The following is a 6,000-nucleotide window of genomic DNA, read 5'->3' as shown; positions in this document are numbered from 1 at the left end:
GTCGCCCTGGTGGCCGGTTATGGCGACGTGGGCAAGGGCTCGGCACAGGCGCTGCGTGCCCTGTCGGCCCAGGTCTGGGTGACCGAGATCGACCCGATCAACGCCCTGCAGGCCGCGATGGAAGGCTACCGTGTCGTGACGATGGACGACGCCTGCTCGCAGGCCGACATCTTCGTCACCGCCACCGGCAACAAGAACGTGATCACGCACGATCACATGGCCAAGATGAAGGACCAGGCGATCGTCTGCAACATCGGTCACTTCGACAACGAGATCGACATCGCGTCGCTCGAGAAGTACCAGTGGGAAGAGATCAAGCCGCAGGTCGATCACGTGATCTTCCCGGACGGCAAGCGCATCATCATGCTGGCCAAGGGCCGCCTGGTGAACCTGGGTTGCGGCACGGGCCATCCGAGCTACGTGATGTCGAGCTCGTTCGCGAACCAGACCATTGCCCAGATCGAGCTGTTCACCAAGCCCGATGCCTATGAAGTCGGCAAGGTCTACGTGCTGCCCAAGCACCTGGACGAGAAGGTCGCCCGCCTGCAGCTGAAGAAGCTCAACGCCAAGCTGACCGAGCTGAGCGAAGAGCAGGCCGCATACATCGGCGTGAGCAAGAACGGCCCGTACAAGCCCGACACCTACAGGTACTGACCCACCCCCGAAGCGCCTGCGGCGCCTCCCCCTCAAGGAGGCGCTGCCAGCGGACCGGCAAAGCCGGATCCGCGGCAGCCGCTTGATGACGCCATAGCGCGATAGACAGATGCGTGCAGATCAACTCCTTGTTGCCCAAGGCCTTGCGCCCAGCCGGTCGGCCGCCCAGCGGCTGATCGAACGCGGCGCCGTGCGCTGGCTCGGCCCCAATGGATGGAAGGTGCCGAAGAAGGCCGGCGATGAGTTGCCCGAGGGCTGCGAGATCGAGCTGACCGACGACTCCGAGCTGCGCTGGGCGTCACGCGGCGGCTTGAAGCTTGAAGGCGTGTTGCGTGACAGTGGTTTGCAGTTGAAAGACGCGGTGGCGCTCGACGTCGGCCAAAGCACCGGTGGCTTCACCGACGTGCTGCTGGCCGCCGGCGCAGCGCACGTGGTGGGTGTCGACGTCGGCCATGGTCAGCTGCACCCGCGGCTGGCGGCCGATCCTCGCGTCACGGCACTGGAAGGCGTCAATGCCCGCTCGCTGACCCGCGAGCAGGTCGGCGTCGCGATGCCAGCAGCCGGCTTCGACTTCATCACCGGCGACCTGTCGTTCATCTCGCTGACACTGGTGCTGCCGGCGCTGACCCTCTTGCTGGCGCAGACCGGCACGCTGCTGATGCTGGTCAAGCCGCAGTTCGAACTGCAACCGGTCGACATCGGCAAGAAGGGCCTCGTCAAGGACGCTTCGGCCTACGGCCACGTCGAGGCCCGGCTGCGCAAGGCCTGCGGCCGCATCGGCTTGCAGGTGGTGGCTTGGCGCAACAGCCCGACCACCGGCGGCGACGGCAACCGCGAGTTCTTCATCGAGGCCCGATTGGCCGCCTCCACCCCCGAACCGACCTGACCATGACCGACACCTCCCGCCCCGTCTCGAAGCGCGTGCCGATCAGCTTCGAGTTCTTCCCGCCCAACACCCCCGTCGGCAGCGAGAAGCTGAAGACCGTGGTGCAGGACCTGGCCGTCGTCGACCCCGAGTTCTTCAGCGTCACCTATGGCGCCGGCGGCTCGACGCGCGAGAAGACCTTGTCGACCGTGCGCGACATCGCCGCCCTTGGCCACGAAGCCGCACCGCATTTGAGCTGCGTCGGCTCGACCCGCGCCAACATCGCCGAGATCCTGGCGACCTACCGTGCCCAAGGCATCCACCGCCTGGTTGCGCTGCGTGGCGACCTGCCCAGCGGCACCGCGACCGCCGGCGAGTTCCGCTACGCCAGCGAGCTGACCGCCTTCATCCGCGAGACGCAAGGCAGCGACTGGCACATCGAGGTCGCCGCCTACCCCGAATACCACCCGCAGCAGCGTTATGCCAAGCGTGACCTGCAGTTCTTCGCCGACAAGGTGCGCGCCGGCGCGAACTCGGCGATCACGCAGTTCTTCTTCAACCCCGACGCCTACTTCCACTTCGTCGACGAGGTGCGCGCAATGGGCATCGACGTGCCGATCGTGGCGGGCATCATGCCGATCCACAACTACGCGCGCATCGCGCAGTTCGCAGCACGCGACGGCATCGAGATCCCGCGCTGGGCGGCGTTGAAGATGGAAGGTTTCCTTGACGACGCGGCCTCGATTCGCGCGTTCGGCCTGGACATCGTGACCCGGCTGTGCGAACGCCTGATCGAAGGCGGCGTGCCGGGCATCCATTTCTACACGCTGAACCAGAGCCCGCTGACGCTCGAGGTCTGCAAGCGCCTGGGCTACGGCATTTGACGCTGACCGCCAGGGCGCGCACACCGTGTGCGAGCCCTGGTGCTGCGTCACTTCCGCGCAGCGTTCGCCGGCACCGGCACCAGCTTGAAGGCGGCGAAGTGGCGGTTGCCCGAGCCGTCGACGTAGTCGCCGGTCGCCGCGATGACGCCGTCGCGGTTGATGYCCGCGGCGTTGGTGAGCACATAGGTGCCCGCGCCGGACTTGCACCGATTGGTCAGCAGCTTGTTCAAGTCACGCGGCTTGTGGTGCAGGCCCGGCCAGACCAGTGCCAGCGACTTGACATAGTTGGCGTCCGGGCTGCCACGGCCCACCACCGTACCCGACCGGTTGAGGGCCGTGGCGTAGCTCTGCAGGTGGCCGGGCAACGTCCCGAGCTCGCGCATCACACCGTTCTCCCAGACCACTGCGTGTTGGGTGATGTCCCCGACGCCGGGCTCGCTGAAGCCGACGATCACACCCTTGTCGTTGACGGCGGAGGCTTCTGATCGATCCGCGCCCGGCAGTGTGCCCAGGTCGTGGACCTGCAGGTTCGCGTCCCACCACACCGCATGGGAGTTGTCTGTTTCCCCGATGTCGCTCTTGCCGACGACGACGCCATGGCTGTTGATGTCATACGCGATGCTGTCGCGCAACTCCCGCCCCGGCTGGCCACCCGGCGTGTCGAGCTCGATCACCTTGCCGTTGCGCCACAGGACGGCATGGGTGTGCCCGAACATCTTGCTGGATTCGCCGACGATCGCGCCACGGTTGTTGACGCCGTGCGCGTCGCCATCCGTGTCGCCTCCGAGCAATGGCAGGGCCGTCGCGATGGTGCCGTTCCAGGTCGTCGGCACAAAGGCGGTGAAATTCTCAGTCTGGCTGTAGCCAACGATCACGCCGTTGTCGTTGATGTCGGAGGCGGCGCCAAACTCACCGAGATTGCCCAGCCGGGTGACGGCCCCGCCGGCTGACCAACGGGCCGCATCGCGGCTGCTCGGGCCTGAGCCGAAGTCGCTGGAGCCGACCACCTCGCCGGCCGAGTTGAGCGCCAAGGCCCAGGCAAAGACATAGTGACCTGTCTCCAGTGCCTGGCATTCATAGCGCACTGCGGCGAGCGCGCTGCTGGCGGCGGTGCTCAGGGCCAGCGCGCAAGCGAGCTGGATGGAGGTCTGGAAGGGGGTCTTCATCATCGGGTCCCTGTCAAAGGTTTTGGCCGACCGATGATTTCCGCTGCTTGGCGTGCCGCCCACACCTAACTTAGTTAGTCAGTAGCGCTGCTTCCAACACTCCGCCGGTAATACTTCACGACTTCTGCCAGGCCACGCCTTCTTCGGTCAGCAACGCGTCCAGCGGCACGTCGTGCGGTTCACCTTTGAGCCACGGCACGAAGCCATGCGCATAGCCCAGGCCGGCGGTCACCGGTTTGGGCGTGATCGCCGCCAAGGTGCGGTCGTAGAAGCCGCCGCCATAGCCCAGCCGCACACCGCCCGGCCCGTAGCCGACACAAGGCACCAGCAGCAGCTCGGGGTGGAACTCCTCGGTGTCCTTGGGCTTGGGGATGCCGTAGGCGTCTTCTTCCATCGGGCAGCCCGGGTACCAGACGTGAAAACGCAGCTGCTTGGTCTGGCGGTCGATCACCGGCAGGCCGATGCGGCGCTCGTCATGGCCCTCGCTCCAGCGGTACAGCGCGGGCAGCGCGTCGAACTCGCCCTTGATCGGCCAGTAGGCGCCGATCGTCTTTTCATGGCGGCTCAACATCCAGACCTGCAAGACCTCTTGCAGATGCGCCGCGCGCTTGTGGCGGTCCAGCAAAGCCATGCGCTCGGCCTGCAGCTGCTTGCGCAGCGTGGCTTTGTCGCGAGAGGGCTCCAGGTTCAGCTTGAACGGCAGCGTCATGGTCCGTGGCGTGGGCGATACGGAGAGGAGGATTGTGCCGGTGCGGAGCCCCTCCCGGGGCGCAATAGCCGAACGTCATAAGGCCTTGATTCCAAACGGATCCGCAAGAACCGTGGCGCCCACATCCGCGGTTATTCCTGTTTTTGCAATGGACTGTTCGCCGGATGCATCTTTGTGCCGTACCACTGGCCCCCTAGAGTCGGGTTTTCCCGGACCTCGTGTCCCCTCCGACGACAAGAGTACCCATGACCATCCGCTCCCTGGCTCCCCTTGCCCTGGCCCTGGCCGCTGCGTTCAGCGGCAGCGCCTTTGCCCAATCGTCCGTCACCGTCTACGGCCGGGTCGACCTGTCGGTCGCCCAGCAGGCGGATGCGGTCAAGAACAACGAAGTTCGCAACGGTTCGGGCAGCCGCCTGGGCTTTCGCGGCACCGAAGACCTGGGTGGCGGCCTGAAGGCCGTGTTCCAGATCGAGCACCGTTTCAACGCCGATGACGGCACCCAGACCAAGGCCGCCTTTTGGGACGGCAAGGCGATCGTCGGCCTCGAAGGCGGCTTTGGCCGCGTGACGCTGGGCCGCGAAGACAACCCGGCCTACGCCCTCAGCCAGATCGTCGCCGACCCGTGGGGCACCGACACCGTGGCGTCCAACAGCTCGATCATCAACGGCCGTATCGGCACGAACCGCTACAGCAACGGCGTGAACTACCGCTTCAGCGCCAGCGGCTTCACCTTCGGTGCGCAAGTCGCCGAGGCCGATGGCAACACCCCGGTCAGCGGTGTCGCCGAGAAGCGCCCGTACAGCCTGGGTGGCGCCTGGACCAACGGCCCGATCGTGGTGGGCGTGGGCTATGAAAACCCGGCCGACGAAGACGACTACTGGGCCACGATCAACGGCAGCTACAACTTCGGTTTCGTCAAGGTAGGCGCCTTCTTCGGCACCGGCCGTGACGGCAGCGACCAGAAGGCCCGTTCGTACCTCGTGTCGGCCACCGCGCCGATCGGCCAAGGTGAACTGCGCGCCAGCTGGGGCGAGCTGAAGAACTCGACGACCGACGTGATCCGCGACCGCCAGTTCAGCCTGGGTTATCACTACGCCCTGTCGAAGCGCACAACGATTTATGCTGACGTCACGCACGAAGGCCGTGACGACATCCCCGATAACTTCAAATCTACGGGTTACGACGTCGGCATCAAGCACAACTTCTGATCGACCGATCCAAGCATCAACAACTGAGTTTTCAGAGGTCTCGGGCATGCTGCCGCGTGGGGACGCGGCGTCCGGCGTGCTCTAGAGATGTTGGGGCCACCTTCGCGGGTGGCCCCTTTTTTCATGTCCGGGCGGACTGATGAACTGCGAGAGACTGACTGCGGAGGTCGGCGCGTGGGGCCGGCCGCCCGGGACATCTTCTGCGGCTCGCTCGCGGGGCACTGTTTGAGGTGAGCAGCGGGCTACCCATCAACACGGTGTGGCGGCGACGGATGCGTGGGGGCGACCGCGAATAAGAGCCGCTGAATATGCCCCGAGCACCCGACCCCTGCCGATCGGGTGCCAGTGCACGGCGTGCCAAGTCGCGGTCGGTTCCACAGGGTGATGGTGGTGCCCCCGCTCAGCGGCCCTTATTCGCGGTCGCCCCAACGGGTCTAGGGCACCACGGTATTGATGGGCAGCCCGTAGGTCACCAGATCCAGTCGCCCGCGAGCGGGCCGCAGAGCGGGGGCAC

6 protein-coding genes are annotated in these 6,000 nt (G+C 65.8%); 4 read left to right on the top strand and 2 right to left on the bottom strand.

All coding sequences use genetic code 11. The features are described 5' to 3' along the window. The 3 genes from AC1DYI_RS00430 to metF form a co-directional block, all read left to right on the top strand. Positions 1–654 (top strand): adenosylhomocysteinase (locus AC1DYI_RS00430; protein WP_477202091.1); only part of this gene is annotated, 654 nt, incomplete at its 5' end. A gap of 109 nt (positions 655–763) precedes the next feature. Continuing rightward, positions 764–1,540 carry a TlyA family RNA methyltransferase gene (locus tag AC1DYI_RS00425; RefSeq protein WP_477202090.1) on the top strand — a complete coding sequence of 259 codons (777 nt, stop codon included), beginning with the start codon at positions 764–766 and terminating at the stop codon, positions 1,538–1,540. A 2-nt stretch (positions 1,541–1,542) separates the two neighbouring features. After that, positions 1,543–2,403 (top strand): methylenetetrahydrofolate reductase [NAD(P)H], encoded by an 861-nt coding sequence (gene metF, locus AC1DYI_RS00420; protein WP_477202089.1) that lies wholly within the window; start codon positions 1,543–1,545, stop codon positions 2,401–2,403. 47 nt (positions 2,404–2,450) lie between these two features. On the opposite strand, the gene AC1DYI_RS00415 is transcribed toward metF, so the two are convergent. Both AC1DYI_RS00415 and AC1DYI_RS00410 read right to left on the bottom strand, forming a co-directional pair. Continuing rightward, positions 2,451–3,569 (bottom strand): hypothetical protein, encoded by a 1,119-nt coding sequence (locus AC1DYI_RS00415; RefSeq protein WP_477202088.1) that lies wholly within the window; start codon positions 3,567–3,569, stop codon positions 2,451–2,453. Between the two features lie 115 nt (positions 3,570–3,684). After that, entirely contained in the window at positions 3,685–4,278 is a 594-nt protein-coding gene (locus AC1DYI_RS00410; RefSeq protein WP_477202087.1) for a 5-formyltetrahydrofolate cyclo-ligase, read from the bottom strand. Between the two features lie 245 nt (positions 4,279–4,523). Between AC1DYI_RS00410 and AC1DYI_RS00405 the strand changes: the two genes are divergently transcribed. Further along, complete coding sequence (locus AC1DYI_RS00405; RefSeq protein WP_477202086.1) at positions 4,524–5,486, top strand: porin; 963 nt, start codon at positions 4,524–4,526, stop codon at positions 5,484–5,486. Positions 5,487–6,000: the final 514 nt, after the last annotated feature.

Source organism: Ideonella sp. P3_A4, from assembly GCF_056403075.1.
Note: the sequence above shows the minus strand (reverse complement) of the source record. Positions and strands in the feature narration are given on the sequence as shown.

Bases quoted from the DNA above. Each gene is read 5' to 3' on its own strand.
- metF (WP_477202089.1), top strand. From the start codon at position 1,543: ATGACCGACACCTCCCGCCCCGTCTCGAAGCGCGTGCCGATCAGCTTC.
- AC1DYI_RS00410 (WP_477202087.1), bottom strand. From the start codon at position 4,278: ATGACGCTGCCGTTCAAGCTGAACCTGGAGCCCTCTCGCGACAAAGCC.
- AC1DYI_RS00405 (WP_477202086.1), top strand. From the start codon at position 4,524: ATGACCATCCGCTCCCTGGCTCCCCTTGCCCTGGCCCTGGCCGCTGCG.
- AC1DYI_RS00425 (WP_477202090.1), top strand. From the start codon at position 764: ATGCGTGCAGATCAACTCCTTGTTGCCCAAGGCCTTGCGCCCAGCCGG.